We start from the raw sequence: 26,047 nt of genomic DNA on the forward strand, positions 1-26,047 counted from the left end.
AGAGGACGCCCGCACGGGGAGGCGTCAATTCACGGATACGCTCGCCTCGGCCGTCAAAGCCGGCTTCAATAGGCCGTTTTCGTCCCGCATCAGGGTGAATATTCCCCGGTAGGACCCGGGTTTCAGGGCGCTTCCCAAGTCCGGTGGGCCGGTCCGGAATATGGCGGTCGGACTGTCTTCCAACACTGTTTCTTCCGTCTCCGTCAGCACATCGCCGGAAGGCCCCTGGATTTCGAAACGAGCCTTGTCGCCCGCGCGTAAGCCGGCGGCATAGACGTGAAACACCAACCGGCCGCTCTTACCACTCAAAGCGCCGTCGCCGGCCAACAGGCCGTATTCAAGCGCGGCTTGGTTCAATTCGACACTGGCGAAGCCGATCCTGAGGACGGCGGACGGGAAGTAGGTCAATTGTTCCAACGCGGCTTGGTTCCAAAGCGGGTCGCCGGTCTTGCCGCATCCTGATTCGGCCTCCAACCCGGTGAATGGATCGATGACTTTGCCATCCTTCCGGATTTCGAAATGGAGGTGTGGGAAATCCGTCGCACCCGAAAGGCCGATCTCTCCCAGCTTCTGACCGGCGCGCACAGCCTGGCCCTTGGCCACGACAACGCTGCCGCGTTTCAAATGACCATAGGCGGAAAGATAGCCGTCGCGGTGTTTCAACAAGACGACGTTACCGAATCCCGAACTGCCCAAAGCGTCTCGCCCGACGAGGGTGACGTCGACATCGGGCAGGCCGTCCCGCACGCGGATCACCTCGCCTGACGCCGCCGCAACAACCGGAACGCCTTTCTGCATTTCCTGCGGCCCGGGCAAGCGGAAATGCGTACCTTGGTTGCCGGATGTCGTTAGGGTGCCGCATTTGAAATCCTTGGCGTCGGCACCGGATTCGGTATCGACGAAGTGCTGGACAAGGCATGTGCGGCCGATCTTGCACCGCGCGGGCATGCGGAATTTCAACGGCCCGGTTTCATCATCCGCTTGGACATTTTTTTTATCGGTTTTGACCGTGGCGGTTGCGTCCGGTGACGGACCGTCGGATTGCCCGAAGGTACCGCTGATTTTTGCGATCAAGGAAGCCACGCCGCTATTGGGGTTTTCCTGCGCATAGAGAAAACCGAGGGCCCCGAGCGCCCCCAATACGATGAGGCCCACAATGGCGAACAGCGTTCTCACAGCCCAGTATCCTCCCCCTGTGCGGACCTAAACGTCGCTTACGGGCATAATCTTGACGGAGCTTTTTCCAACCGTGAGGGCGAGGCGTCCGTGCTTCAGATTCAGGGCGTCCTCCCCGAACAGTTCACGCCGCCATCCCTTCAACGCCTGGACGTCCGCTTCGTCGTCCATAGCCAGCTTCTCCAAGTCGTCCGCTGTGGCGATCAGCCGGCTGGCAATGCCTTCCTGATCGCATTTGGCCTTCAACAAAACCTTCAGCAGTTCCATCGTGGGGGCAACGCCCGGGGGCGGCTGTTCGCGCCGCTTCACCTTGGGCAGGTCTTCGCGCGGAATGTCGACCGCTTCCTTTACCGCCGCCAGGATTTCCTGACCGATGCGTCCGTCCGGTATGTTCTTTCCAAGGCCACGAATGCGTCGTAGGTCGTCGGCCGTCGTCGGCATGGAGCCTGCGATATCCAAGACCGTATCGTCGCGGACGACCCGGTTTCGAGGCGTATTGCGGCGCTGGGCTTCGCGTTCCCGCCAGGCCGCGACTTTGTGCAGAACGGCCAATGCGCGGGGTTTCAGACCACGGGCCTTAAGGCGTTTCCAGGCCGTATCCGGATCGTTCCGATAGGTGTCCTCCGCCGTCAGGATCTTCATCTCTTCTGTCAACCAGTGGGCACGCCCATTCTCGTCCAACCGTCCCTGCAATTCCTCGTAGATCGGCCGCAGATGATCGACATCGGCCATGGCGTAATCGATTTGGCGGTCGGTCAGCGGGCGGCGCGACCAATCGGTGAAGCGGGAGCTTTTGTCGAGCGAATGCCCCAGGATCTTGTTGACCAGGACCTCGTAGCCGACCTGATCGCCGAAGCCCAGGACCATGGCCGCCACCTGCGTATCGAAGACCGGGGCAGGGACGGCGCCCATCAAGGTATAGAAAATTTCCAAATCCTGGCGCGCGGCGTGGAAGACCTTCAACAGGTCCGGCTTTCGCAGCAAGGCGAACAGCGGTTCCAGGTCCAGCCCCTCGGCCAGGGTATCGATCGCGGCGGCATCACTCTCCCCCGCAACCTGGACCAGGCATAGTTGAGGGTAATAGGTGGATTCTCGGACGAATTCGGTATCGACGGTGATGTAGGAACTGTCGGCCTGACTGTCGCAAAATGCCGCCAAAGCGTCGGTAGTGGTGATGGGAACAACGGTCATGCGGTCAAAGGCTCACTTGCGGTTCTTGGGACGGAACAATGAATGTCTTGCGTGACAGGATCGGATAGAGCGCGCCATTGCCGTCCGGGACGCCGCGCTCTGGTTGAGATGTCACTATAATGCCGCATCCCGATGGGTCGAGCCTCTCATACCGTATAAGGGCGCCTAATCCGTCAAAATCGCCCCGAACCCTTGACATAACCCTGTGAAAATGGCCAATCGCGGCCTTGTCTTCGGGCGGTTCAGTTCGGCCCGACCCATCATTTTCCGGAGCACGTATCATGCACGCCTACCGCACCCACACCTGCGGCCAGATTCGACTGAACGACGCTGGCGAGACCGTTCGTCTGGCGGGCTGGGTCCACCGTAAGCGCGACCATGGCAATCTGCTGTTCGTCGATCTGCGCGATCATACCGGTGTGACGCAATGCGTGATCGACAGTTCCGAGGACCTGTTCGAGACGGTGGAACGCCTGTCGAACGAATCCGTCATCTCGGTGACCGGCGAAGTCGTCAAGCGGACCGATGAAACGGTGAACGCGTCCCTTCCGACCGGTGAGGTCGAAGTGGTGATCCGCGCGATCGACATTCTGTCCCGCGCCGATCAATTGCCGATGCCGGTGAACCAGGATGCCAACTATCCGGAAGACATTCGCCTGAAATACCGTTTCCTGGACCTGCGCCGGGAAGAAATGCACCGCAATATCATGCTGCGCAGCCAGGTCATTTCATCGATCCGTCAGCGCATGATCGGGCAAGGCTTCACGGAATTTCAGACCCCGATCCTGACGGCGTCCAGCCCCGAAGGCGCGCGTGACTTCCTGGTGCCCAGCCGTTTGCATCCGGGCCAGTTCTACGCGCTGCCGCAGGCACCGCAGCAGTTCAAGCAGCTGATTATGGTCGCGGGCTTTGACCGTTATTTCCAGATCGCCCCCTGCTTCCGGGACGAGGACGCCCGCGCCGACCGTTCGCCGGGCGAGTTCTATCAGCTCGATTTCGAAATGTCCTTCGTGACCCAGGAAGACGTCTTCGCGGCGATCGAACCGGTTCTGCATGGGGTGTTCGAGGAATTCGCCGACGGCCGTTCGGTCTCCGCGCTGCCCTTCGCGCGCATCCCCTACAAGGAATCGATGCTGAAATACGGCAACGACAAGCCGGATCTGCGCAACCCGATCATCATCGCGGATGTCTCCGAGTCCTTCCGCGGGTCGGACTTCAAGATCTTCGCGCGTTTGGTCGAGGAAGGCTCCGTCGTCCGCGCCATTCCGGCGCCCGGCGCGTCCGCCCAGCCGCGCAGCTGGTTCGACAAGCTGAATTCCTGGGCCCAGTCCCAGGGGCAGGCTGGCCTCGGCTATATCAACTTCAAGGAAGACGGCCCGGCCGGCCCGATCGCCAAGAACCTGGATGAAGCGCGCATCGCGGCCATCAAGGAAACCACGGGCTGTCAGGACGGGGACGCGGTCTTCTTCGTTTGCGGCAAGGAAGCCGCGGCGGCTGAATTCGCCGGCGCCGCGCGGACGGAGATCGGGTCGCAATTGGGCCTGATCGACGAGAACCGGTTCGAGTTCTGCTGGATCGTCGATTTCCCGATGTTCGAATATGACGAGAAGGCGAAGAAGGTCGATTTCTCCCACAACCCGTTCTCGATGCCCCAAGGCGGCATGGAAGCGTTGGAAACCATGGATCCGTTGGATATCCTGGCCTTCCAATACGACATCGTCTGCAACGGGGTGGAATTGTCCTCGGGCGCGATCCGGAACCATCTGCCGGAAGTCATGTACAAGGCCTTCGGTATCGCTGGGTACGGCCCGGAAGTGGTCGATAGCCGGTTCGGCGGCATGATCAACGCGCTGAAGCTGGGCGCCCCGCCGCATGGCGGTTCCGCGCCGGGCATCGACCGTATCGTCATGCTATTGGCGGGCACGGAAAATATCCGCGAGGTCACCATGTTCCCGATGAACCAGATGGCCCAGGATCTGATGATGGGCGCGCCGGCCCCGGTCGACGAGCACCAGTTGAAAGACGTCCACATCAAGCTCGACCTGCCGCTGGACATGGAGTGAGGGGCAAAGTTTGGCTAGAATTTTTTAGGGACGGGGACGCTGTAGACATAGACGTCCCCGTCTTTTGAGTCCTTGCCCCTATTGATAGCCGATCTTGCCTTAGTGTCGTAACGGGTTTCGCCCGATGCGCTAAGGCCATTGTCGCATTTGGCTTGCCAAGTTCCGTCGCCGTTAGATTGCATGAAGCCCGACGCTTCGCAGGACGCGCCGTTCGTCGGGACATAGAATTCGATCAACCATTTGCCTTGCTCGTACTCCGGCGTTGTTACGAACTCGAAGGCGGGACCGAGGTTTGCCCAAGAGACCCGCATTTTTCGCGGCGCGGCCTCAACGTCCTCAACAAGACCGGAACTGAGACGAATTACATTTCTATAGTTCTCTGATGTCACCCAGATGTTCGTGGACGCCAACCGAGCGTTCTCTGCAAATATCTTGCAGGTCTCAGGAAGCGACGACCGGTCTTGGCATCGCTCGAATGACCAGTTTGTAGCCCGTTCCAGAGCGTCGGGCTGATTGTCCCAAGTCTTCCATGAAAGATTGCCATCATCCGCGACGATGAAAACACCAACAGGGTATTTGCTGTTTTCAAGAACTCTTAGATATTTGTCGAACTCGTCGAGTTGGAATCCGGTAAGCCAATCGCGAGTTTTGGGTACGTAGCCAACACCAGCGGCATTGCCTGAAAGGGATTTTGCCGATGGCGATCCTGTTGCAAGGCCCGATTTCCAAACAATACTTTTTCTGATCGCATAAATCTTGCACGGAACGCCGCCGGAACTTCTTTCGCAAACCTCGATTGCACGCCACCGCCGGTCATTTGTAATCCCACATTGCGTTTCTTTGCAGAACACATACCCGCAACTGGACGAGCCATCGATCGCGACGGCGAATGCGTAGGAGCGTTCCTTGCTCAGATAGGTGTCGAAACACCGTTGCACCCCAGGCGAGAATTCTATGGGGCCGGACCCGCTTAGATCCTCGGTTGTTTGGCAAGACACGGCCAAGAGGGTTGCCAAGAACAGTCCGGAAAGTCTGAGAACCGAAATGCGCATCCTGCCTCGCTGATACTCTCCAAGAGGAAATTACTCCGCTATGATAGTGATTTATATAAACTCAAAAAGAGTAAATGTTGAAATTCCTACAACCGCGGCGTCGCCGCTTCCTTCATCGCCCAGTCGCGGAAGGCGGCGACGCGGGTAAGGGCGAGGTTGCGTTTCGGGTAGACGAGATAGGGGCGGAAGACCGTCTCGATTTGCGAGCCGCCGTCGCCGAAGGGACGCACCAGCTTTCCGTCCGCCAATTCGCGCTGCACCATCGAACTCAAGGCAAGCGCCACGCCCAATCCGTCTGCGGCGGCATGGGCCAGCATGGTGTCGCTGCTGAAGCGCAGACCGCGCGTGACGTCGATGCCGGTGACGCCGGCGGCCCGCAGCCACATCTGCCAGCTCGGCTGGGCATCGCGCTCCTGCCGCCATTCGGGATGCAGCAGGGTGTGGTGGCGCAAGTCATTCGGTTCCTTCAGCGGCTTGTCACCGTCCAGCAAGGTGGGACTGCAGACCGGATAGGCCACGTCCTGCATCAGAATATCGGACTCCAGCCCGTCGTAATTGCCGCGCCCGTAGCGGATGGCGATATCGACCCTGTCATTGACGAAATCCGCCAACCTGTCCGTCGTGTCGATGCGAATGTCGATATCGGGGTATTGCGCCCGGAACCGTTCCAGCCTGGGCAGCAGCCAGCGTTCCCCCATTGAGGGGCTCGAACTGACGGTCAGCAGGTTGCCGTGTCGGTCGGACCGCAAACGACGGTTCGCTTCCATCAAGCGGTCAAAGCCTTCTTTCACATCCGGCAAAGCCATTTGTGCGGCTTCGGTCAGGATCAGCGTGCGCGTCGTGCGCCGGAACAGCGGGATGCCGTAGAACGCCTCCAACTGCCGGATTTGCTGGCTGACGGCCGCGGGCGTGACGTGCAGTTCCTGCGCCGCCTTGGTGAAACTCAAATGGCGCGCGGCGGCCTCGAAGGCGCGAAGACTGTTGAGAGGGGGTAAATCAGGCATAATTTATTATTAAGTAAATCTATCGAATTTGCCAAGAAATGATCGTTTGCGGAATGGCGGGTTTATAGCGAAATTTAAGAGAACACGGCGGGTAATGAAACGCGCCACCACAAGAATTGTGAAAGAAATACTTAAATAACCCCTGTTCGAGGATTCCGTCATGAATAGCATCTCGCCCGCATCAACCCGCTTGCCGTCGAACCCGACGCATGTCAGCGCAGTGTTGAACTTCATCGACCCGGCAACGCCTAACCCCAGGATCGACATTGCCGAAATCGGCTGGGATAACGGCCGCAATTACGACTACGATCCCCGGCAGGTGCCGATCGTCAACGGCCGTCAGGTCCCGCGCGGTCCGGCCTTGGATTGGGAAGGCTTCGCGCTTTATACCGTTCCCACCGCGCTGACCGATCTGGAGGATGAGGAGGCGATCAAATCCGTCTATTATCCTGAGATCGAGGCCCTGGTTCGGGACAAGACCGGTGCGGACGAAGTCGTGATCTTCGATCACACGATCCGCGTCGGCCGCGACGATACGGATGGGCGCAAGCCGGTCCATCATGTCCATAACGACTATACGGAAGCATCCGCGCCGCAGCGGGTGATTGATTTGTTGGGTGAGGAGGAAGGCCGAAAGCGGCTTCAGGGGCGGTATATTCAGGTCAACGCCTGGCGCCCGTTCCAGAACACCGTGCAGGCATTGCCGTTGGCGTTGGCCGACGCCCGCAGCGTTCGGGAAAAAGATTTGGTTAAGACCGTCCTGGATTACGGTGACCGGCAGGGCGAAATCTATGAACTGATCCACAATTTGGGACAGCGCTGGTTCTACTATCCGAAAATGACAACGGACGAGATCGTGCTGATCAAGGGCTTTGACAGTGCGCGCGACGGGCGGGCACGGTTGTCCCCGCATACCGCCTTCGAGGATCCGCACACGGCGGACGGCGCACCGCCGCGGGTCAGCATGGAAGTTCGGACCTTCGCCTTCTTCAACGATTGAAGAGCCAGGAAAAGTGATGACCGAAGAAAACAAGGAATATAAGGGTTCGTGCCTGTGCGGCGGTGTTCAATACACCGCCGTCGGGCCGCTCGACGATGTGGTTGCCTGCCATTGCCGGCAATGCCAGAAAACATCCGGCTTCCATGTGGCGATGACCCGTTTGCCATTGAAGAATCTCAGGCTCGACAAGTATGAGACACTCAATTGGTACCGTTCGTCGAATGAGGCGGAACGCGGTTTCTGCACGCGCTGTGGCGGCAATGTGTTCTGGAAGCCGACCGGCAAGGACTCGGTTTCGATCACGGCGGGCACGCTGGACCAACCGACCGGTTTGAAACTGCGCGACAACATCTACACGGAATTCGCCGGTGACTATTATGAAATTCCGAAAGTGACGCGATGAATGACGGTGATGAGTGACGATCGAGGCGGGGAGCACAAAGGTTCCTGCCTTTGCGGCGGCGTGCGCTACACGATCACCGGCCCGCTGGGCGGCGTGACCGCCTGCCATTGCCGGCAATGCCAAAAACAGACCGGCCTGCACTTTGCCTCGATCGGTGTCGCCTTTGACGATTTCCGTTGGGACAGTGAAGCGACGCTGCGCCGGTACCGGTCTTCGGAAAAGGCGGAACGGGGTTTTTGCTGTACCTGTGGCAGCGTCCTGTTTTGGCGTAACGTCATGCATGACGAGATCTGGATCACGGCGGGTACTTTGGATCAGCCGACCGGGGTGAGGATCAAGCAAAACGTCCACACCGAATTCGCCGGCGATTTCTATACACTTCCCGAAACGACAGATTGAACGCGCTGCACTTCATCGTCAGCGCAAGTACCGGGTCGTCCGGCGATCGTCCGTCCGTTAGCTCTGTGGTCAAAGACACACGGAAACGGATGGAAACCGAAAATGAATCTATCGAACAAGACCATCATCATCACCGGCGCCAGCAGCGGTATCGGTGAAAGCGCGGCCGGGTTATTCGCCGCGGAAGGCGCGAATGTCGTGCTTGGCGCACGCAGGGAAACCCTGCTGAACGCCAATGCGTCGAAAATTCGAGACGCCGGCGGCCGGGCGGTTTGTCTCGCCGGCGATGTCGTGGATGAAGACTATGCCAAGGCGCTTGTCGACTTGGCGGTATCGGAATTCGGCGGACTGGACGGTGCGTTCAACAATGCCGGCACACTCGGCGAATTGGGGCCGATCCCGGATATGCCGGCGGAAAATTGGGCAGCGGTAATTGGCGTAAACCTGGACAGCGCCTTCTTTGCCGCCAAGCATCAAGTGCCCGCGATGAAGCGGACCGGCGGTGGGTCGATCGTTTTCACCGGGTCCTTCGTCGGCCATACCATCGGCATGCCGGGCATGGGTGCGTATGCCGCGGCGAAGGCGGGCTTGATCGGATTGACCCAGGTGCTGGCGGCGGAACACGGGGCGGACGGGATCCGTGCGAACGCGTTGCTGCCAGGCGGAACGAAGACGCCAATGGCGGGCGACGACCCTGAATTCCTTGAATTCGTAAACGGCATGCATGCCCTGAAACGCATGGCCGATCCGCTGGAGATCGCCAAGGCGGCACTCTTCCTGTTGTCGGACGGCGCTTCCTTCGTGACCGGAACCGCCATGCTTGCCGATGGCGGCAACTCAATCTGCAAAACCTAACCTGCACCCCGTGACACGCGGACTGTGTGGTTAGCCTAGCTTTTTAAGGGCCAGGAAATGGGCCTGCATGTTATGGCTGACCACGTGGTCGTGCATTTCGTTGACGGCGACCTCGAACAATCCGTCACCCAAGGCCGGCAGTTTTTCTTCATACCCCTGGTCTATCCAGGATTGGTCGCTGACGGTCAGGCAGAAGACGCCGCCAGGTTTTAGAACCCGGATGACTTCCGGGATCGCTTCCGGTCCGACATGGCCCAGGGTGAACGTGCCGGTCGAAAACGCGCCTTCATAGGTGTCGTCCGGTTCCGGAATGCCCTTCATCAGATCGACGACGGTCAGTTTGCGATACAGGTTTTTCTTCGCGGCCTCGGCCAGCATGGCATCGGAAATATCCGCGCCGTCGATTTCTGCGAAACCAGCGTCTTTCAAAGCGATGCCGCTCAGGCCTGTGCCGCAGCCGACATCAAGGACTGCTGAGGAACCGGGCGTGCAATGCTCCGCGAGCAATGCCGCCAGTTGCGGGGGAGAGACATAGCCGCTTTCGGCCATCGCCTGGTCATAGGAATCCGCCCATTCCGCATAGGCCGCAGCCTGTTCCTGGGAGGTTTTCGCCTCGTAAACCCTTTGAAAAAGGTCCTCGGTTCGCTTCGACATTGCCTTCGCCCTCCTGATAATACCGCAGCAGACTTTATGGTCTTTTGCCTCTCTCTGCAAAACGGGTTTGGCCGGATTTGTCCACCCGATGGCTGCTTTTGCTGGGTGAAAGGCTGTGTTGATCAGTTTTCCCTGAAACGAAATTGCGCTAGCGTGCGGCATGGATCGAAGCCTTCGCCGCACAGTCATCGCTGTATTTATTTTCTGCGCTGCCCTTCCTTTTTCGGGTTTCGCCGCGGAACGCTATGCGCTGGTCATTGGGAATTCCGCCTATTCGACGGCGCCATTGCCCAATCCGGTGAATGATGCAGCACTGATGGCGGAGACGCTTTCCGGATTGGGCTTCCGGGTGAAATTGCATACGGACCTCACGCGTCGGGACATGCGCCGCGCCATTGTCGATTTCGGGCAAGGATTGGAAGAAGCGCCGCCCAATTCCGTGGCGCTGATCTATTACGCCGGCCACGGCATCCGCATTGATGGGGAGAACTATCTGATCCCGGTGGATGCGGAGATATCCGACCCGTTGGACGTGAAGATCGAAGGGGTCCAGGCATCGACGGTTCTGGAAACGCTGCACCGGTATGAAGGCCTCAATATCGTGGTTCTGGACGCTTGCCGGAACAATCCGTTCGAAGGTGGCACTCGGTCGGGCGGCGGCGGTCTGGCGCGGATGGACGCGCCGACCGGCACGCTGGTCGCGTTCTCGACCGCGCCCGGCCGTGTCGCGGAAGACGGCGCAGGCAGCAACAGCCCTTATACGCGTGCGCTGGCCCGGTCGATGCAAATTCCGGGGTTGAAGGTGGAAGACGTTTTCAAGCGCGTCCGGATCGAAGTCTTGGAACGGACGGACAAACGCCAGGTGCCCTGGGAATCCTCATCGCTGATCGGCGATTTCTATTTCAGCGGCGAACCGGTCGCTGGTGAGACGCCGGTTATCCTGCCGGTTCAACCGCAACCGGTCCAGCCCGCAGCCGCGCCGCGCGCCTCGATCATTAGCGGGGATATCGACCGTGCCATGGCCGATCCTCTGCCCGGGCCGTCGGGTTTTTTGTTTCCCGACGCTCTCCAAACGGTTGATAAGATGCCGCCGGCAAAGCCTGCGCCGATCGACGGGGTGTGGCGGCTGGACATTACCGGCGGCACGCGGTTCAGGGTCGATCGCGGCCGGATTTACACCGTGGACGGTTATCACCTGCTGCCGGCGACATCGGTATCGCCCGGCAAGATCACCGGCCATAGCCTGAAACGGAACAAGGCGGGTTCCTATACCGGCTATGATGAGACGATTGCCGGGCCGATCTTTTTCACCCTGCAACCCGACATGACCATGAAGATTATCGGCGACGGCGTCGCGGTCGATTTCGAAAGCCGAATGACCCTGATTGCCGCGGACGACCCGGCGGCTTTCGAGGAGGAACTGCTGGCGGTGCGGGCGGGGCAGTAAAGGTTTTCCTAAAAAGCGTTGGCAAACGGCGCATTTGGGCCTATTTCCCGCGCCATGAGCACAACACATGATACTGCCGCGTCGGCGGCCCCCAATTCGAGCGCCCCGGCGAAAGTCGGCCTTGTCAGTCTGGGTTGCCCCAAGGCCTTGGTCGATTCCGAACGCATCATCACCAAGCTGCGGTCGGAAGGCTATCAGCTCTCGCCCGACTATGACGGCGCGGATGTGGTCATCGTGAATACCTGCGGCTTCCTGGACAGCGCCAAGGCGGAAAGCCTGGAGGCGATCGGGGAGGCGATGGACGAGAACGGGCGCGTTATCGTCACCGGCTGCATGGGCGTCGACGAGGACCTGATCCGGTCGCAGTTTCCGAACGTCCTGGCGGTTACCGGCCCGCAGCAATACGAACAAGTCGTCGGCGCGGTGCATGACGCGGTGCCGCCCGCGCATAATCCCTTTGCCGATCTGGTGCCGCCGGAAGGCCTGCGCCTGACGCCGCGGCACTACGCGTACCTCAAGATTTCCGAAGGCTGCAACAACAGCTGCAGCTTCTGCATCATCCCCTCCATGCGCGGCAAGCTGGCCAGCCGGCCGGCCGCCAAGGTGTTGTATGAGGCGGAGCGGCTGGTGAAAGCCGGCGTGAAGGAATTGCTCGTTATTTCCCAGGATACCAGCGCTTATGGCGTCGATGTGAAATACGAGGCGAGCAACTGGAACGGTCGTCCGGTCAAGGCGAAGTTCTACGATTTGGCCGACGCCTTGGGCGACCTCGGCGTCTGGGTGCGGATGCATTACGTCTACCCCTATCCGCATGTGGATCAGGTGATCCCGTTGATGGCGGAAGGCAAGATCCTGCCCTATCTGGACATTCCCTATCAGCATGCCAGCCCCAAGGTTCTGAAGCGCATGCGCCGGCCGGGTAACGTGGAACGCACGTTGGATAACATCCACGCTTGGCGGCGTGACTGTCCCGACCTCGTCTTGCGGTCGACCTTCATCACCGGTTTCCCGGGCGAGACGGAGGAAGACTTCCAATATCTGCTGGACTGGATGACCGAAGCGCAATTGGACCGCGTCGGCTGCTTCAAATACGAGGATGTGGCAGGTGCCACGTCCAACGAATTGGACGGCCATGTGCCGGACGAGGTGAAGCAGGAACGCTGGGACCGCTTCATGGCGCACCAGCAGGCGATTAGTGAAAAGCGCCTTGCCGCGCGGGTCGGCCAGACCTTGGATGTCCTGATCGACAGCGTCGATGGGGAAGGGGCGGTCGGCCGCTCCTACGCGGATGCACCAGAAATCGACGGCAATGTCTTCATCGACGAACCGGGCGCGATTAAGCCCGGCGATATGGTGAAGGTCGAAATCGACGAGGCGAGCGACTACGACCTGTGGGGCCAGATTAAAACCTGACGCTGCCCCAACAGGCGGTCACTGTAGCGATATGGAAGACGCCACCGGTACGTTGCCGCGAATGGTCTGCAGCACCACGCAGTAGCGTTCCGTCAGCTTGTGCAGGCTGGCCAGTTGTTCTTCCGTCGCGTCGGCGTCCAGCGAAAAGGTGAGCTCTATGGCATCGAGGCCGACCGGCGCTTCCTTGTCCACCCCCAGCGTCCCGCGCGCATCGAAGACACCGCTGGCGGTGACGGTGCCGTCCCGAACGGGAATGTCCAATGCCGTCGCGACTGCCTTGCACGTGACGCCGGCGCAGGCGACCAGCGCTTCCAGCAGCATATCGCCGGAACAAAGCTGCGATCCGTCGCCGCCGGTCGACGGGTGCAGGCCCGCTTCCGCGATGGCTTTGCCGGTTTCGATACGGCAGGCGATGCCCTCGCCCAACCGGCCCTCGGCCTTCAAGACCACGCGGGCGGCGTCCGGGTTATCGCGGTACTTTTCCTTGATCGGCGCTTGAAGGGCGCGCAGTTCATCGGCCTTCATGGCGTTTCCTTTCCCTTTGGGATCGTCGTTTCACGAACGCTAGAAGCGGTGGGAGCTCCGTCAAAACCCCCGGTGACACAACTGCGTGAAGCGGGGTTCAGCCTTTCGCCGCTTCCAGGATCATGGCTGACGCCTTTTCCGCGATCATCATCGTCGGCGCGGCGGTATTGCCGGATGTGATGGTCGGCATGACCGAGGCATCGACCACGCGCAGCCCCTCGACCCCGCGCACGCGCAAACTGTCGTCGACGACCGCGCCGGTGTCGTTCCCCATGCGGCAGGTGCCGACGGGATGGAAGATGGTGGTGCCGATCCGGCCGGCGGCCGCCGCCAATTCCTCTTCGGTCTGCAATTCCGGCCCGGGCATCAGTTCTTCCGGTTCATGCCGTTTCATCCGGTCGGTTTCCAGAACGATCCTGCGCGTCAATTTCAACGCATCCGCGGCGACCTTTCGGTCGCCCGGCGTGGACAGGTAGTTCAGCTTGATCGCCGGCTGGTCGCGGAAGTTCGGTGACTTGATATTGATGCTGCCGCGGCTTTCCGGGCGCAGGTTGCAGACGCTGGCCGTGAAAGCAGGGAAGGGGTGCAGCGGGTCGCCCAGCTTGTCCGTGCTGATCGGCTGGATGTGATATTCCAGGTTCGGCGTTTCCAGCGAGGGGTCGGACTTCGCGAAGCAGCCCAAATGGCTCGGCGCGCTGGTCAGCGGCCCGGTCCGGAACAGCGCGAATTCGATCCCCATCAGGGCCTTCTGGAAGGTCGAGTTGACCCGCTCGTTCAGCGTCTTGGTGTTTTTCACTTTATAGACTGTGCGGATCTGCAAATGATCCTGCAGGTTTTGGCCAACGCCCTGTGAGTCTTCCACAACCTGGATGCCATGGTCCTGCAGCACGCCGCCCGGCCCAATGCCGGAAAGCTGAAGCAATTGCGGGGAACCGACCGAGCCGGTTGCCAGGATGACCTCACCGGATGCTTCCGCCGTGACCGGCTCGCCGTCGATGGAGAAATCCAGGCCCACGGCCCGTTTGTCCTTGAACAACACACGTTCCGCCTGCGCCTTGATCTGCAGCGTCAGGTTCGAGCGGTGTTTTATCGGGTGCAGGAAGGCTTTCGCCGCGCTCCAGCGCAGGCCCTTGCGTTGGGTGACGTGGAAATACCCCACGCCTTCATTCGTGCCCCGGTTGAAGTCTTCGGTCTTCGGAATGCCGTGTTCCATCGCGGCTTCCATGAAGGCGTCCAGCACCTCCACATGGCTGCGGCCGTCCTGAACGGGGATTTCGCCGCCTTCGCCATGCATTTCGTCACCGCCGTGCTGGAAGTCCTCCGCCTGTTTGAAATAGGGCAACACCTCGTCCCAACCCCAGCCGGTATTGCCCATCTGGCGCCATTGGTCGTAGTCGCGGGCCTGGCCGCGCATATAGATCATGCCGTTGATGGAGGAACAGCCGCCCAGCACCTTGCCGCGCGGATAGTTCAGCGCGCGGCCGCCAAGGCCTTCGTCGGGCTCGGTCATCATGCACCAGTCGGTGCGCGGGTTGTGCATGGTCTTTAGATAGCCGACGGGAATGTGAATCCAGTACCAGTCGTCCTTGCCGCCCGCTTCCAGCAGCAGGACGCGTTTGGTGCCGTCCGCCGTGAGCCTGTTCGCCAGCACGCAACCGGCCGATCCCGCGCCCACGACGATGTAATCGAATGTCCCGACCGAACGGCGGCTCCCCGATGCGGCAGATGCCATCTGACGTTCCTCCCAAAAGACTATTTATTTGCGGAACAGACTAGGGAGTAGGGGGGCGGCGGGCAAGATATGCACGTGCCGGCTTTTCACCTTGGGGCCTGCCGTGAGAGACTTTCGGAAAGGGAACGGGAGGAGGTTAGCGTGGTTGCTTCGGTGGAAATAACGGATGCGGAATTCGCTGCCTATGAGCGCGATGGTGTCGTCTGCCTGCGGGATGTCTTCAGCTCTGATTGGATCGACTTGATGCGCGGCGCGGTGGAAGACGCGATGGCCGATCCGGGACCCCATGCCGAGGAATATGCGAATGCCGCGACGGGCGGACGGTTCTTCGGCGATTTGGACGTCTGGCAACGCCAACCCGCCTTTCGCAAATTCGTGATGGAAAGCCCCGCGGCGGAGGTCGCGGGACGCGTCATGCGGTCAAAGACGTCGACCTTCTTCTACGATCATCTACTGGTGAAAGAAGGCGGCACGGCGGAACGCACGCCCTGGCATCAGGACCAACCCTATTGGGCGGTTTCCGGGCGGCAGGTCGCTTCCCTCTGGGTGCCGTTCGATTCCGTCCCGGAAGATGTCTCGGTCGAATATGTTGCCGGCAGCCATCTCTGGGAAGCGCACAACCCCTATCACTTCGATGATGGCAGCCCGTATGAGGGAACCGACCTGCCGCCGATGCCCGATATCGAAGGGCACCGGGAAGACTACCGTATCCTCACTTTCGCGCTGGAACCCGGCGATTGCCTCGTCTTCCAGGCCATGATTGTCCACGGCGCACCCGGCAACCCGCACAAGGGCCGCCGCCGGGCATTGGCGACACGCTGGCTCGGCGACGACGCGCGCTACCTGAAACGAAAAGGGGAGGTCTCGATCCCGACCACCGATCCCGGTTTCGCAGATGGGGAGCGGTATCGGGGCGAGAGTTTTCCGTTGGTTTGGCGTTCGAAATAGTGATGATTGTCGGCGTCACGCCCCGCGGCTGTTGATCTGCATCGAACTCTGGGGGATAGGCAGCCGGTGACGGCGGCTCTCCGTGCGCGTTTGCTCGTCCTCGCCCTGTCGGGAGTCGCAGAGCGCCTGGACGCACGAGCGGTAAAGATTGACCATCATGGGTTGAAAAAAAAGGGTGGGGCGGCATCTGCAAGGAAGGTTTCCACTTCCTTCTTACGCTGCTGAATGGCGACCCTCTTTCTCACGACCTTCTTGCTCAATGGCTTCGGCGATAAGGGCTAGCCCCGCCAAACGACGCTCGGATAATCGAGGATGGTGACATAGGGACCAGTCGATACCCGGTTGCTCGGTATTGAGTTCAGCCAGTGATACGCGACCCTGTTGCGCGGCTTCGTCGACCGCCCATCGTGGAAGCACCGTCGTGCCTTGACCGGCCTCGATCATCGTAATGATCGAGGGCAGGGACTCGAGACGCAAAATCTTGGCAGGGACGACCGAGGCGGGGCGGAACAGTTTCTCGAATTCGAAGCCGGGTTGCGGCCGGAAGGAATACGAAAGGTAGGTTCGCGAAACGAACCAATCTGCCGTCACACTTTGCCCCGCTTCCGGCGCGTCAGGCGGCAAGACACCGACAAGGCGGTCGTGGAAAATGTGGCGCGCGGCAAGACCGGGCCCAGGGACACCAGCCGTCAGGAAGCAGTCAGCCTCTTGGTTCATAACCGCGCTTTGCAACTCGCTAGGCCGCAACTGCACCAGTTCGATGCGCAGATTGGGCTCTTGCACCGCCAGCTTGGCAACAGCGTCAGGCAGCCAGGACATCCGCTCGCTCACCCCTATGGCAAAGCGAAGGGCTTCGCTGGTGTCGCGCGAAAGCCAGATCGCGTCAGCCTCGGCGTCTGAAAGGGACTTCTCGGTAGATTTCCCGATGGTTGCAAGATGTTCACCCGCCGATGTCAGAGAGACGGAATTACCGGTTTTGGTAATTAGAGAAATTCCGAGGCGGCGTTCGGCCTCCCGTATCTGATGACTTGCCGCCGGTTGGCTAAGGCCCAAAGCGCTTGCCGCAAGTCCGAGTTTCTTGTGTTCGCTAAGCGCTGTGAGAAGTCGGAAGTGGCGCCGGTCCAAGTATGCCATTGGCCTGTTTTCTAAGTGTGCAGGGTGCCGATATCGATCGCCTGACTTCTACCCAATGCTGCAAACACATTCAATTTTTTAATGTGATTGCAGCGAACATTGAATTGGAATTCTCGGCCTTTTGGTCACATACATCAGGCTGTTCTTGGCATGGAGGCAGATGATGAAAGTTGCAGCGACGATAGACCCTCGGGTTGAAGAAAACCCGGATTCCGCACTTTCGGATATCGTCGATCTTGCCCGTTATCCGCTTCATGATCCGGAAAGCGGTGTCTTGCGTTCGGTGATCAACAAGGTGCGAGAAGACCTGGAAAAAGACGGTTGCGCGCGCATTCCTGCCTTTATTGAATCAGCGGCTCATAGCGCGCTGACAGATGAAACCAACCGCCTCGCGGATAAGGCCTATTTCATTACCAATGAATTTACGCCGTACGGAACGGGCGCCAAGGACGGCTTTCCTGACGATCATCCTCAGCGTCGCTTGCAGACCTCGAGCAATGGCTTTGTGGCGGGCGACATGATCGGCGAGGAGACGATGCTCAAGCGTCTCTATCGCAATAATTCATTCAAGGAATTTATAAGTCGGTGCCTGGGCAAAGACGAAATCCACCATTTTGCGGATCCGATGCGGAATTGCGTGGTCAATGTGATGAAGGATGACACGACGCTTGCTTGGCACTTTGACGCCAACGAATTCATCGTGAGCCTGATGACCCGCGCGCCTCAAGGGGGCGGTGCATTCGAGTATTGCCCCAACATTCGCAGTAAGGGTTCCGAGAATTACGACCGGGTACAAAATGTGCTGGACGGTAAAAGCGGCGAGGTGAAGCAGCTCTTTCTGTCTATCGGCGATCTTCAGCTCTTCACCGGACGCTACTCGCTGCACCGGGTGGGGCACACGCAGGGCGACCGGCACACGGTCTTGTTCGGATTCTCGGAGCAGCCTGGATATATCGGCGCGCTTGAAAGTACCCGGCTTGGATACGGCCGCGTGACCCAAATGCATATCGACGCCGAAAAACGCCGTCACGATGACGGCCTGGCCGGTTGATCCACAAACGCGCGGTCGTGCCTGTCTTTCACGATCCTCTGTCTTTCATGATGGGGGCGACCATTGCTTTATTCGAAAGGGAAGATGCAGATGGCGAGTCTCGTGCATCAGGCTGCGGAAAACTATGCAACGCTTTCCATGGAAGAAGAGCAGGCAATCGGCCTGCGACGGCTTCGGCGAGTGCGAGAGCAAGCCGCTCACTATCGGTTGTCGGCGGTCATTCTGTTCGACCCCGTCAATATTCGTTATGCAACCGGCGCCCGTAACATGCAGGTCTATTCAGCGCGCAATCCCGCGCGTTTCGTGTTCATCCCGGTTCAGGGCCCGGTCGTCCTGTTCGAATATCGTGCCTGCGAGCATCTGTCGGCTCACCTGGATACGATCGATGAGATCCGGCCCGCTCAACCGATCATGCCTCTGCATTCCGGGTATAAGCACGTGCGTCATCAACAGGACTTCGTTGCGGCGATCGAAGAACTCGTGGCGCAGCATGGCGTTAATGGTCGACGGATCGGTATCGAGGCGACGACGACAGGCGCTGTTCTTGCCTTGGCCAATGCGGGTTTCGAGGTTATGGACGCCCAAATTCCGGTTGAACGGGCGAGAGCCCTGAAGGTGCCGGGCGAGATCGACATGATCCGGTCGTCGCTGCGCCTGACGGAAGCGGCTGTCCGTGAGATGGAAGAGGCGCTGGTGCCGGGGGTCTCGGAGAACGAGCTGTGGTCGCGGCTGCACCAGAAGCTTATTTCCGGCGGAGGGGACTACATTGAAACACGGCTCCTGACGTCAGGTTCGCATACGAACCCATGGTTCCAAGAGACGTCGGAAAAGATCATCAATGCCGGCGACTTGGTTGCTTTCGATACCGATGCGGTGGGCTGCTATGGGTACTACAGTGACTTTTCGCGGACATTTCTCGCAGGCGACGGTCCGGCCTCTCCGGCGCAGCGCACGCTCTACGCCTTGGCTCAGGAACAGATCGAAACAAATATCGAGCTCTTGCGCGCCGGCGTCGCGTTCCGTGAGTATTCTGAAAAGGCGTGGCCGATCCCGCACCCCTATCAAAAGCATCGCTATCTGGCTGTTTTGCATGGCTGCGGCATGACAGGGGAATACCCGATTGTCTCACATGCCGGGGACTGGGAGGCCGTAGGCCACGACGATGACGAAGTGTTCCTGCCCGGCATGACCGTGTGCGTGGAGAGCTTCATCGGACACGAAGACGGCGGCGAAGGCGTGAAACTGGAAGAACAGGTCCTCATCACGAATGATGGGGTTGAGCGGCTTTCCACCTATGGCTACTGCGACCGGCTTTCCGCCTGCCAACGTGCCTAGCGGCTTGGGAAGAGTAAGACCGCCCGGCCGGATGTAGGGGGCGACTAGTAACACCGCCTGAACATTTGTATCGGCAATTGGTGCCTGCCCAAGAATAGCGATTTATCGCCAGGTTGCGCGAAGGGCTGTAACGTCAGGCCACCCGGCTGCTGATCTGCATCGAACTTTGCGGGGAGAGGCAATTGGCGACGGCCTGCCGGTAGTCCTGGATGCCGGAACGGCGGTTGGCCAAGGGCATGCGGCTCATGTCGTCGCGGCGGGCGAGCGCGACGGCAGCGCTCCAGCTTTCGTGGCGCTCGAACTGTTGGCGTTCCTTTTCGCCCATGGGGCCGCCCAATTCGGCCAGCGCTCGGAAAGCCTCATCGCTCAGCCTGTCCCTATATCCCTTGTCCAGGGCGAACAGCCAGCGTTTAGCGATCTGATGCAGACGGACCGGCTCGGAAATCGCCGGCGGGAAGTATCGCGCGAGCCAAGCCGCACCGATCTTCTCACTGCACCGGGGCGCGGCGGATGCGGCGTCCGGGCCCTGATGTTCAAGCAGGATCTTGCCGGTATCGTGCAGCAGGGCGGTCACGACCTCATGGTTCGGGGCGTTTTCCCGTCGGGCCAGTTCCGCTGTCTGAAGACTGTGATCGAGCAGCGACAGGCCATGTTCAGCCGCGACCGGCTCCCCGGCTTCGGTCAGCCAGGCGAGCAGCCGGTCGGAGAACCGCAGGGGGTCGCCCGCATATTCCGGTGCGTTCGCGTACATGGATTGGTGCCTCGATACCATTGCCAGGGTGAAAAATCTGCTACGCTACATGGTAGGAAATAGTATCAACGACTTTACGTCACTTTTTGGTAATTACTGTTACGTTTCTGTTTCAATACTTGAAAATCCACGACCCTTTGCTTGCTTTCCGTGTGCAGTGCAATAAAGCGCAGCTAATTCGCACGTTCGATTTATAGATCAATTTGAAGTTTGTTGAAGGCTGCGTCAGAAGCCGGCGATCCGCTGCAAAAGGGCAGGGTTGTCCCATTGCGGCTGGCGGTCTTCCAGAAGGATACGATGCGCGGTTATGTCGGTCGCGGCTTCAGGCGGGCCGCTCATCGTGATCTGCAGCCAGCGGGCGACCAGTTGATTGTTCAAATCGTCGATGACGAGCGATGCGGTCAGTTCAAGGGCTTCGCGGTCGGGTGGGGCCAGCGCGTGCAGATAGTCCGCCAGCGCATCGGGAAGCAAAATCCATTTATCGGGAACGTAGCGAAGCTCAACGGTGATCGTCTGCCCGCTTGAGGAGGTGAGCTTGCCCGACAGGTGGCACAGATAGTCGGTCTGTGGAATCGGGTTCGGCGTCGTCGCGATGCTGGATTGGCGCAGCACGCGTTCGTCATCGGTTTCCAGATCCGCATCCGTTTCCAGGGTCAGGGGCGTGGCCTTGTCTGTCTTTGTGCCTGTCATATACTCAAATCCTCGTGGGTATCGTCGGGCCCGCGTGTGCCCCCAAATTCGTTGCCGATCGCGTTCAGGTCGAAACTCTTCACCACATGATAACCGACCTGACCGGTCATTCCCAAAGCAGTGATCGTATCCGCGAACAGGGCTTGGATTTCTCGCCGCATGTCCTGCGGCAGGGCACTATGGGTTCGGATCATCAGGTCGATATGTTTCTTGTCGACGAGGTTGTCGAACTGGAATGGGCCGAGGCGGGTGAAATTCACCTCGATGATGAAACGTTGGCCCGGTTTGGCTTTGTCCTTGTCATCGTCCTGCCCCTGCTGATCGCGATCGCGCAGATAGAGTTTCAAGGCCTCGATTTCGCCCCCGACGGAGACGGGCAGTTGATAGCTGCGCCACTCGCCGCCGGTACTGTCGACGGCTTTGCCCCGCATCACCCCGAAGTCCCGGTTCAATTTGTCTGTCGAACCGCGCCGGGTGCGTTCCAAGGTTCTGACTGCATCGCCGCCCAGCCAGCGGGGCGCGCCGCCGAAACGGACCGCCTGCAACAGGAACAGCAGGGCCGTACCCAATTGCGGCCCGGCGCTGGGGATCAGGGATTGCACGACCTGTTGGGCGGTTGCCGGGTCGGATTGCTGCAGCAGGGCGACGGCTTCCTGCAATGCCTGGAATGGCCGTCCGGCGGCCTGGCGGGCAGCGGCGGGACCCGTATTTGTACCGCCGGTCGCGGGCGCGTTCGGCTCCGCTAGGAATTCCAGGACCAATGTGGTGCCGGTTGGGACGGGTCGTGCCCCGACCGGAACGCTGAAATGGCCCGACGGCGTGCGAACCAGCGCCGCGCCCGACGCGGTCTCGCCGATCACCGACCCGATCAATACCGGCAAACCGGGTGCGGCGGAATTGCTCAAACCCGCCAGTGGCGGCGCGGGTGTGCCCGGCGGCAGGATGGTGGCGAGGCGGATTGGAACCGTTGATCCCGCCGCGATGGTTCCCGGCTTTGTGATGCCCGATTGAGCGGTCCCGGTGATGGTCGCGGCGGTGTTTCCGGTCGGGATATGTGCGCCCGCGCCGGGGTTTCCTATGGTCCCGTTGGTCGCGCCCGACACCGTTGATGGCGTTGCGCCTGTTTGCCCCGGGGGAATGAAACCAGTTGTTCCGGATTGTTGCGCGCCGAAGCTGATCTGCACGGTTTGCAGCGGCCCTTGCAGCCCAGCCGACAGCGTCAGGGCGGCGCCCTGGGGGACAGGGAAGGGGAGCCTTAGGGTAGCCGCGCCGACGGTCGTTTTGACCGTCACTGTTCCGGACTGTTGGGCCCCAGTGGCTTGGGCCGCTGCAGGGACCGACGGCGTCGATGTGGCGACGATGCCAGGGATTGTTTGGCCCGCGAACAATATCCGGCTCAGCGAGGGGGAGGTGCTGATCACCGTCGCGGAAACAGGTTGCTGCGGCAATGCGTTGCCCGTCGGTTGGGGAACGGATTGGCCCCCTGAAGGTTGAACAACGGGTGGTTGGACCGTTGGTGTCAACCCGCCGGTGGGTGCTGGTGCTGCCGTGCCCGTGCCGGTTGGAAGTGGTGGTGGGGTGCTGGGCGGTTGTGTGCTGGGCGGAGGCGCTGGCGGTGTCGATGGTGCCGCCGGTGTTGCAGGTGCCGCCGGTGTTGCAGGTGTTGTGGGTGTGGCCGTTGGCGCCGGTGGTGGTGTTGACGTTGAAGACGGCGTTGGCGGCGGCGTTGACGTTTGTTGTGGCGTTGGGACTGAACTAGGCGTTGAGGACGTCGCTGCCGTGCCTGATGTCGCTGGCGGTGCCGATGGTGATTGCCCAGGTGTTTGTTGGGCGGTCGTTTGTTGGGCGGTCGTTTGTTGTGCGGTCGTGGGTTGGGCAGGCGCTGATTGACCCGACGACGGTTGAGGCGCCGGCGCTGTGGGAGATGCCGCGGGCGAGGACGATGGCTGTGCCGCTGAGGGCGCTGGCGGCGTTGAGGTTGAAGACGGCGTTGGTGCTGGGGTTGACGCTGAAGACGGCGTTGGCGGCGGCGTTGACGTTTGTTGTGGCGTTGGGGCTGAGCCAGGCGTTGAGGGCGTCGCTGTGGTGCCTGATGTCGCTGGCGGTACCGATGGTGATTGCCCAGGTGTTTGTTGGGCGGGCGTTGATTGGCCTGACGCCGGTTGAGGCGCCGGCGCTGTTGGGGCGGCCGTGGGGGATGACGATGGCTGTGCCGCTGAGGGCGCTGGCGGCGTTGAAGTTGAAGGCAGAGTTGGTTGGGGCAGCGGTGCTGTTTGCGCAGGCTGCTGTGGCGCTGGTGTTGCTGGTGTTTGTTGGGGCGGTGCCGATGCTTGGTTGGACGGCGGCGCCGTTTGCTGCGCCGGCGGAGAAACCGGCTGGGTCGGCGCTTGTGGGGGAGTCGGTTGTGCCTGTGCGGGCTGCTGTGTTGTCGCCGGTTGCTGTTGGGCGTTGGAGGGCGGCGCCGCGCGCGGTGCGCTGGAAGGTTGAGCGGGAGTTTGTTGAGCGGGAGTTTGTTGAACGGGAGTTTGTTGAGCGGGCGGCGTCGAGGATGAGGACGGCGCGGAAGGTTGCGTCGATGGCAATGGCGCCGGGCTTTGAGGTGCCGGGCTTTGAGATGCTGTGGATTGCGGCGTCGCCGGTTGTTGCGCCGATGACTGCGGGGCAGCGCTTTGCGGTGTTATGGGTGGTGGCGTGGCCGATTGCGGGGATTGAGGTGCGGCGGATTGCGGCGTTTGCGGTTGTGTGGTCGCTGGTGGATTAACCGCCGTTGCGGTTACGGTCGCGCCCTGGGTCAATGTTGTGACCACGGCGGGCGGTCGCGCCGTGGACGCGGTTTGGCTTGGCGCTTGGCCGCCGGTCGCTCCCGTCGCTCCCCCTGGTTTTGGTTGGGCTTGAGATTGGGTTTGTCCTGGCGTGAGGGCCAGCTTTACTTGGCCGTCGCCGGTGCCGGCTTGCAGTGTGATCTGACTGTTGACCGGGACTTCGGCAGTGGTTTGCAGGGTTACGGCGCCGCTTGGGGTCTGAATGGTGATTTGGCCCGTTGTGGGCGTTCCGGTGACCGTGCCCTGGATCGGTGTGCCCTTGGCAAGGGCCTGCGTGACACCCGTTTCGGCGCGCAGAACGGCGGCAGGGGTAGGGGGTTGCCCGGCCGGTTTAGGCTGGGCGGATTGGTTTTGTCCGCTGGGCGGCAGGTTGATGGACGAACTCATGCTCGGGTCACCTCAACCGCGCTTACCGATGATGGGGCCGCCGCTGTCCTATAATTCTATCCTGGCGGCGATTGCTTCCACATCCGACGCCGCGGCGCTGTTGGGCGACCGCGTCATCAACGGCATTTGCGCGCGGATACTTTCCCTAACCTTGTTGTCCTGGCGGATAACCCCCGCCAGGGGCGGCGTGAACTTCAGGAAATTCGTGCAGGCCTTTGCCAATGTCTCGTAGGTTTTCTTACCGGTCGCGGCGTTCTCGGCCATGTTCACGACGATCTGGATGTTAGCATGCGTACCGGCCTGTTGTGCCAGTTTGATGAACGCATAGGCATCGGTCAGGCTGGTCGGCTCGTCATTGACCACTAGCAGGCAGAGATGCGCCGGGGCCGCCAGAATCTGAACAGTCCGGTCCACACCGGCCCCCAGATCCAGGACCACGGCGTCGAAATTCTTTGAATAATCGGACAGTTCCTGCCGGATGCGCAGCAAGCGCGGCGGCGGCAGCGTGGCAAGCGCACCGCCACCGGACCGCCCGGCCAGAATGTCGAATCCGCCGGCGTCGTAATGCGTGGTGACGGCTTTCAGGGATGCCTTGCCGGTCGCCACTTCGCCGATGTCCCGCTTCGGCATTAGACCCAATTGGATATCCACGTTCGCCAAGCCCAAATCGCCATCGAAAAGCAGGGTCTTTTTCTTCCGATGGGCAAGGCAATGGCTAAGCGTGATCGAGAACCAGGTCTTCCCGACGCCTCCCTTGCCGCTGCCCACGGCAATCATCCGGCTGCCGTCGACTGCGGCAAGCTGGGACTTTTGGCTGCCGTCACTCATGATGAAACCCTTTCCGCTTCAAGCGGTTTTTATTGCAATCGACTATGCTCATGACGCGGTCTGCTTCTCGGATGACTTCTTCGGTTTCGGCAGCAACATTCGGGCCAAGGTCGCGGCGTCCAGCGGTTGAAACCCGTCTGCGATCCGCGGCGACCGTCCGATATCCGACAAGGCAAGGTCGCTCGCCACGGCAGCCGCCAGCATGGACCCCAAGCGGCGGGCGATATCGTAGCCGGTTATCAAAAGCCTGGTTGCGCCGGCGGGCCTGAACGCCTTGGCAAGGTCAGTGGCTTCCTCTGCATCGCGCCCGGCGGTTAAGACCAATACGGGATCCATATCGCCGGCTTCGGCCAGTTCAACGATATGGGCCAATTCTTCCAAGTTGAACGGGTTCGTGCCGGGTGTGTCGATCACGATCAATTCGTCCGGCGGCAATTTGCCAAGCGCCTTCGACAAGACCTTGCCGTCGCTGACGACGATCATGTTGGCGCCAAGCTTGTCCGCGTATAGCGCCAATTGCTCCATCGCGCCAATCTTCAGCTTGTCCGCCCCGACCAGATGGACCGGCAAGCGGTTGGTTGCCACGCGACCGTCCGTCTCGTCCTGTATCAAGGCTTCCGTGCTCGGGTCCTTCAAGGCGGCGCGGGCAGCCAGTTTGACGCAGCCGACGGTCTTTCCGACACCCGGTGGACCGATCAGAATCAAGGGCCGCCCGTCGGAATCTTCCGGCAATGGGTCGAAGCGGAAAACTTCGGCCAGCGCGTGTGTCAGCGCTTTGACCGGGTCGTTCTCTTCCAGCATTGAGGCTTCATCGACCAACCTGTCGGTCAGTTCGGGCGGTGTGCCGTGGCGTTCCAAGGCTTCGGTGATTGCTTCGATGACATCGATATCACCGCCGAGTGCCTCGAACGGGTCGTCCACCTGTTCGACCGCGGCAGTAACCCGCGCACCTTGTGGCCCGCCCGTTTCCTGGGTGGCGACGATGATGGCGTCGTCCCCTAGCTGCTCGCGTACCAAAGTCATCGCGTCGTGCAGCGACTTTGCGTGAAAGGTCTTAAGGCGCATCGCGGTCCGCCATTTGTTCTAGTTGCCCCAATTGAGCGCGCTCCAATTGAGTGGCACCCCGTGGAGCGTATCCGGGAACTCTGCGACGGTCGGGGCAGCTGGTCAAACCCGCTTCGCTGTTG

Annotated in this window: 25 protein-coding genes; 12 read left to right on the top strand and 13 right to left on the bottom strand. The window is 60.5% G+C overall.

The genetic code is table 11. The annotated features are described in order from the left end of the window. Positions 1–24 precede the first annotated feature (24 nt). The gene (locus tag EOI86_RS04230; RefSeq protein WP_127763870.1) at positions 25–1,176 is read right to left on the bottom strand and encodes a M23 family metallopeptidase; all 1,152 of its coding nucleotides are present in this window, start codon (positions 1,174–1,176) and stop codon (positions 25–27) included. A 27-nt stretch (positions 1,177–1,203) separates the two neighbouring features. After that, positions 1,204–2,367 carry a ribonuclease D gene (rnd, locus tag EOI86_RS04235; protein ID WP_127763871.1) on the bottom strand — a complete coding sequence of 388 codons (1,164 nt, stop codon included), beginning with the start codon at positions 2,365–2,367 and terminating at the stop codon, positions 1,204–1,206. A gap of 281 nt (positions 2,368–2,648) precedes the next feature. On the opposite strand from rnd, the gene aspS reads away from it, so the two are divergent. Continuing rightward, on the top strand, positions 2,649–4,430 hold the full coding sequence (gene aspS / locus EOI86_RS04240) for an aspartate--tRNA ligase (RefSeq protein ID WP_127763872.1): 1,782 nt from the start codon (positions 2,649–2,651) through the stop codon (positions 4,428–4,430). 14 nt (positions 4,431–4,444) lie between these two features. Here aspS and EOI86_RS04245 read toward each other — a convergent pair whose 3' ends face one another. Together EOI86_RS04245 and gcvA are read right to left on the bottom strand one after the other, a co-directional pair. Then, complete coding sequence (locus EOI86_RS04245; protein ID WP_127763873.1) at positions 4,445–5,482, bottom strand: hypothetical protein; 1,038 nt, start codon at positions 5,480–5,482, stop codon at positions 4,445–4,447. 86 nt (positions 5,483–5,568) lie between these two features. Further along, the gene (gene gcvA / locus EOI86_RS04250; RefSeq protein WP_127763874.1) at positions 5,569–6,486 is read right to left on the bottom strand and encodes a transcriptional regulator GcvA; all 918 of its coding nucleotides are present in this window, start codon (positions 6,484–6,486) and stop codon (positions 5,569–5,571) included. A 160-nt stretch (positions 6,487–6,646) separates the two neighbouring features. On the opposite strand from gcvA, the gene EOI86_RS04255 reads away from it, so the two are divergent. From EOI86_RS04255 to EOI86_RS04270, 4 genes are all read left to right on the top strand, one after another. Next, entirely contained in the window at positions 6,647–7,486 is an 840-nt protein-coding gene (locus tag EOI86_RS04255; RefSeq protein ID WP_127763875.1) for a CmcJ/NvfI family oxidoreductase, read from the top strand. A 16-nt stretch (positions 7,487–7,502) separates the two neighbouring features. Then, a complete protein-coding gene (locus tag EOI86_RS04260; RefSeq protein ID WP_127763876.1) occupies positions 7,503–7,889 on the top strand; it encodes a GFA family protein in 387 nt (128 codons plus the stop codon). 9 nt (positions 7,890–7,898) lie between these two features. Continuing rightward, complete coding sequence (locus EOI86_RS04265) at positions 7,899–8,288, top strand: GFA family protein (RefSeq protein ID WP_127763877.1); 390 nt, start codon at positions 7,899–7,901, stop codon at positions 8,286–8,288. 102 nt (positions 8,289–8,390) lie between these two features. Then, the gene (locus EOI86_RS04270) at positions 8,391–9,143 is read left to right on the top strand and encodes an SDR family oxidoreductase (RefSeq protein WP_127763878.1); all 753 of its coding nucleotides are present in this window, start codon (positions 8,391–8,393) and stop codon (positions 9,141–9,143) included. Between the two features lie 30 nt (positions 9,144–9,173). On the opposite strand, the gene EOI86_RS04275 is transcribed toward EOI86_RS04270, so the two are convergent. Beyond that, positions 9,174–9,797 (bottom strand): class I SAM-dependent DNA methyltransferase, encoded by a 624-nt coding sequence (locus EOI86_RS04275; RefSeq protein ID WP_161973689.1) that lies wholly within the window; start codon positions 9,795–9,797, stop codon positions 9,174–9,176. A gap of 160 nt (positions 9,798–9,957) precedes the next feature. On the opposite strand from EOI86_RS04275, the gene EOI86_RS04280 reads away from it, so the two are divergent. Further along, positions 9,958–11,244 carry a caspase family protein gene (locus EOI86_RS04280; protein ID WP_127763880.1) on the top strand — a complete coding sequence of 429 codons (1,287 nt, stop codon included), beginning with the start codon at positions 9,958–9,960 and terminating at the stop codon, positions 11,242–11,244. A 54-nt stretch (positions 11,245–11,298) separates the two neighbouring features. Next, complete coding sequence (gene rimO / locus EOI86_RS04285) at positions 11,299–12,657, top strand: 30S ribosomal protein S12 methylthiotransferase RimO (RefSeq protein ID WP_127763881.1); 1,359 nt, start codon at positions 11,299–11,301, stop codon at positions 12,655–12,657. 18 nt (positions 12,658–12,675) lie between these two features. Here rimO and EOI86_RS04290 read toward each other — a convergent pair whose 3' ends face one another. Further along, positions 12,676–13,182, bottom strand: a complete 507-nt coding sequence (locus tag EOI86_RS04290; RefSeq protein ID WP_127763882.1) for an OsmC family protein — start codon at positions 13,180–13,182, stop codon at positions 12,676–12,678. 97 nt (positions 13,183–13,279) lie between these two features. Further along, complete coding sequence (locus EOI86_RS04295; RefSeq protein ID WP_127763883.1) at positions 13,280–14,914, bottom strand: GMC family oxidoreductase; 1,635 nt, start codon at positions 14,912–14,914, stop codon at positions 13,280–13,282. A 141-nt stretch (positions 14,915–15,055) separates the two neighbouring features. Here EOI86_RS04295 and EOI86_RS04300 point away from each other — a divergent pair, with 141 nt between their 5' ends. Then, positions 15,056–15,862: a phytanoyl-CoA dioxygenase family protein gene (locus EOI86_RS04300; RefSeq protein WP_161973691.1), complete on the top strand. Its 807-nt coding sequence runs from the start codon at positions 15,056–15,058 to the stop codon at positions 15,860–15,862. A gap of 213 nt (positions 15,863–16,075) precedes the next feature. On the opposite strand, the gene EOI86_RS04305 is transcribed toward EOI86_RS04300, so the two are convergent. Then, positions 16,076–16,996: a LysR family transcriptional regulator gene (locus EOI86_RS04305; RefSeq protein ID WP_127763885.1), complete on the bottom strand. Its 921-nt coding sequence runs from the start codon at positions 16,994–16,996 to the stop codon at positions 16,076–16,078. A 160-nt stretch (positions 16,997–17,156) separates the two neighbouring features. Here EOI86_RS04305 and EOI86_RS04310 point away from each other — a divergent pair, with 160 nt between their 5' ends. Then, positions 17,157–18,047 (top strand): HalD/BesD family halogenase, encoded by an 891-nt coding sequence (locus EOI86_RS04310; RefSeq protein WP_127763886.1) that lies wholly within the window; start codon positions 17,157–17,159, stop codon positions 18,045–18,047. 90 nt (positions 18,048–18,137) lie between these two features. Then, positions 18,138–19,382: a M24 family metallopeptidase gene (locus tag EOI86_RS04315; protein ID WP_127763887.1), complete on the top strand. Its 1,245-nt coding sequence runs from the start codon at positions 18,138–18,140 to the stop codon at positions 19,380–19,382. Between the two features lie 133 nt (positions 19,383–19,515). On the opposite strand, the gene EOI86_RS04320 is transcribed toward EOI86_RS04315, so the two are convergent. The 3 genes from EOI86_RS04320 to EOI86_RS04330 all read right to left on the bottom strand — a co-directional run bounded on the left by EOI86_RS04320 (position 19,516) and on the right by EOI86_RS04330 (position 22,271). Continuing rightward, positions 19,516–20,133, bottom strand: coding sequence for an HD domain-containing protein (locus tag EOI86_RS04320; RefSeq protein ID WP_161973693.1), 618 nt, complete (start codon positions 20,131–20,133; stop codon positions 19,516–19,518). A gap of 225 nt (positions 20,134–20,358) precedes the next feature. Continuing rightward, complete coding sequence (locus tag EOI86_RS04325; protein ID WP_127763889.1) at positions 20,359–20,823, bottom strand: hypothetical protein; 465 nt, start codon at positions 20,821–20,823, stop codon at positions 20,359–20,361. After that, positions 20,820–22,271, bottom strand: coding sequence for a hypothetical protein (locus EOI86_RS04330; protein ID WP_127763890.1), 1,452 nt, complete (start codon positions 22,269–22,271; stop codon positions 20,820–20,822). The genes EOI86_RS04325 and EOI86_RS04330 overlap by 4 nt, the downstream gene beginning before the upstream one ends. 65 nt (positions 22,272–22,336) lie before the next feature. On the opposite strand from EOI86_RS04330, the gene EOI86_RS04335 reads away from it, so the two are divergent. Together EOI86_RS04335 and EOI86_RS04340 are read left to right on the top strand one after the other, a co-directional pair. Then, positions 22,337–22,582: a hypothetical protein gene (locus EOI86_RS04335; protein ID WP_153811689.1), complete on the top strand. Its 246-nt coding sequence runs from the start codon at positions 22,337–22,339 to the stop codon at positions 22,580–22,582. A gap of 3 nt (positions 22,583–22,585) precedes the next feature. After that, the gene (locus EOI86_RS04340) at positions 22,586–23,584 is read left to right on the top strand and encodes a hypothetical protein (protein WP_127763892.1); all 999 of its coding nucleotides are present in this window, start codon (positions 22,586–22,588) and stop codon (positions 23,582–23,584) included. A gap of 496 nt (positions 23,585–24,080) precedes the next feature. Here the strand turns inward: EOI86_RS04340 and EOI86_RS04345 are convergent, their stop codons facing one another. Both EOI86_RS04345 and EOI86_RS04350 read right to left on the bottom strand, forming a co-directional pair. Then, the gene (locus EOI86_RS04345; RefSeq protein WP_127763893.1) at positions 24,081–24,860 is read right to left on the bottom strand and encodes a nucleotide-binding protein; all 780 of its coding nucleotides are present in this window, start codon (positions 24,858–24,860) and stop codon (positions 24,081–24,083) included. Positions 24,861–24,908: 48 nt separating this feature from the next. After that, entirely contained in the window at positions 24,909–25,925 is a 1,017-nt protein-coding gene (locus tag EOI86_RS04350; RefSeq protein WP_127763894.1) for a flagellar biosynthesis protein FlhF, read from the bottom strand. Between the last annotated feature and the right edge of the window lie 122 nt (positions 25,926–26,047).

The organism is Hwanghaeella grinnelliae, assembly GCF_004005845.1.
GTDB classification, from domain to species: domain Bacteria; phylum Pseudomonadota; class Alphaproteobacteria; order UBA8366; family Aestuariispiraceae; genus Hwanghaeella; species Hwanghaeella grinnelliae.